This window comes from Aeromonas sp. 62-46, from assembly GCF_001898585.1.
In the GTDB taxonomy this organism is placed as follows: Bacteria; Pseudomonadota; Gammaproteobacteria; order Enterobacterales; family Aeromonadaceae; genus Aeromonas; species Aeromonas caviae.
Window position 1 is genome coordinate 1 of the sequence record NZ_MKUI01000025.1, and the last position, 2,520, is coordinate 2,520.

Sequence of the window (2,520 nt, forward strand, 5' to 3'; positions counted from 1 at the left end):
CCCGGCCGTTGCCACCGTCAGCAACAGTGGCGCCGACAAAGGCAGGGTGACCGGTGTCTCCGCAGGAACCGTCACCATCACCGCCTCCGGCAAGGCCAATGGCCAGTCCTTCAGCGCGACTGCCGAGGTGACCATCACCCATACCGTCGTGACCCAGGTACAGATCACCCCCGCCGTTTCCTCTCTGCCCGTGGGTTTGAGTGAACAACTCACAGGGGAAGCCCTTCTGTCCAATGGCCAGGTGCTGGATGTCACCGCTGACGACGTGGTGAGCTGGCACTCCAGCGACCCGGCCGTCGCCACCATCAGCAGCAGTGGCGCCGACAAAGGCAGGGTGACCGGCGTGTCCCCAGGGACTGTCACCATCACAGCTTCCGGTGAGGCCAATGGCCAGCACTTCAGCGCCACCGCAGAGGTGACCATCACCCATGCCGTCGTGACCCGGGTACAGATCACCCCCGCCGTCTCCAGCCTGCCGGCAGGCTGGAGTGAACGGCTCACAGGGAAAGTCACTCTGTCCAATGGTCAGGTGCTGGATGTCACCGCTGACGACGCCGTGAGCTGGCACTCCAGCGATCCTGCCATCGCCACTATCCATAGCAGTGGTCCCGACAAAGGCATGGTGACCGGCGTGTCCGCAGGGACTGTCACCATCACCGCCTCCAGTGAAGCCAATGGCCAGCATTTTAGCGCGACGGCCGAGGTGACCATTACCAATCTCGTCGTGACCCAGGTACAGATCACCCCTGCGGTTTCCTCCCTGCAGGTTGGCTTGAGTAAACAGCTCAAAGGGGAAGCCCTGCTGTACGATGGTCATCAGTCGATGATGCTGCTGGATGTCACGGCTGACGATGCCGTGAGCTGGAGCTCCAGCAACCCGTTCGTTGCCATCATCTACAACAGTGGTCCCAACAAAGGCCTGGTGGTCGGCATGTCCGCAGGGGCTGTGACCATCACCGCCTCCGGTGAGGCCAACGGTCAGCACTTCAGCGCCACCGCCGAGGTGACCATCACCAACCTCGACGTGACTCAGGTACAAATCACCCCCGAGTTTTCCTCCCTGCCGGCTGGCTTGAGTGAACAGCTCAAAGGGGAAGTCATGCTCTCCAATGGCAAGGAACTCGATGTGACCGCGGATAACGCCGTGAGCTGGAGTTCCAGCAACCCGGCCATCGCCACCATCAGCAACAGTGGCCCCGACAAAGGCAAGGTGACCGGCGTCTCCGCAGGAACCGTCACCATCACTGCCTCCGGTGAAGCCAATGGCCAATCCTTCAGTGCGACTGCCGAGGTGGAGGTTAAGCCCCCCCTGGCGTTTTTCACTACTCCTGACACGATTGGACGTAACTGGAACGATGCCGATGCCTATTGCAAAGGGCTGAACCCAGCGGCTCGCCTACCAACCAAACTCGAACTCGAAAACCTGTTTATTCAGAGCTCATCTGTAACGGAACTCGGTCAGTCCAGTGATGTCATGTGTGATGTTCACGGGTGGCCCCTGCGCGGCCAATGTGGCGGTAGTTCGAACCTCTACTGGGCCAACGATCAGAACTGGAAAGACTGGCGCTGGCGCACCAACATGAACAATGGTACTTCCTTCAGCCAAGCCGACGATACCGAAAGCAACCACGTGGCCTGTGTTCGTGAGGATATTTAGCTTTTGTTGCTGGCGCGCAAGCGCCAGCTATATCCGTGCGCTTGGGCATCTGCAACACAACACCGTCCTGCGCCCCCAGTAAATAAACGTCTCGACAGTGAATAGATTACTGGCGGCCACCATCCGCCAACCAACACCTGGCGATTAACGCCGCTCTGATTGAAATCAGATGTTTTGACTGGGCTTATAAGCACCCCCATCAAAAACATGATTTCCAGCCTGACTGTCACGACGTCCATACATTCATACGAGCCCTTCAAGGCTTGCGCCAGAAATATAAACCTAGAGGACTTTACCTATGACAAAGATATTACAGTCATATGTCGCCCTGCTTTTTTCACTTTTATTATTGGGTTGTAGTGGTGGCTCAGAGGACACCACCCCCGAGACCTCGCCATCGTTAGAACGGATCCATATTGTTGCCAGCCCGGTCAGCACTCGAGGAAGCAGTTCACTCATCCTGGCAAAAGGTAATACCCAGCCCTTTATGGCAACGGGTCATTACGGCGATGGTTCGGTCAAGGATCTGACGAGTGAGACAAGCTGGCATTCCAGTGACGACCGGATCGCCACCATGTCCTCACCCGGTGCGCTCACCGCGAGAGACGCGGGGACGACCACCATCACGGCCAGCCACGATGGCATCATCAGCAACACAATCCAAATCACCGTCACCGACGCCGTTCTCACCGCCATCCAGGTCACGCCTCCAAGCGTCTCGCTGGCCAAGGACCAGACCCGGCAACTGACCGCCACCGCCACCTACAGCGACAACACCACGGTGGATATCAGCAGCAGCGTCGCCTGGCTGCCAGCCGACATCACCACGGCCACCGTCTCCACCACCGGCCTCCTGACCGGCA

2 protein-coding genes and 1 pseudogene are annotated in these 2,520 nt (G+C 58.7%); all 3 read left to right on the top strand.

Annotation, left to right across the window (positions count from 1 at the left end; translation table 11 throughout):
* Positions 1–1,657, top strand: a 1,657-nt coding sequence (locus BGO64_RS09280) for an Ig-like domain-containing protein (protein WP_286700545.1), incomplete at its 5' end; no start/stop codon positions are given.
* Between the two features lie 487 nt (positions 1,658–2,144).
* Positions 2,145–2,228 (top strand): annotated as a pseudogene (locus tag BGO64_RS20805) (hypothetical protein); the annotation flags it as partial.
* Positions 2,229–2,231: 3 nt separating this feature from the next.
* Positions 2,232–2,520, top strand: a 289-nt coding sequence (locus BGO64_RS09285) for an Ig-like domain-containing protein (protein WP_286700546.1), incomplete at its 3' end; no start/stop codon positions are given.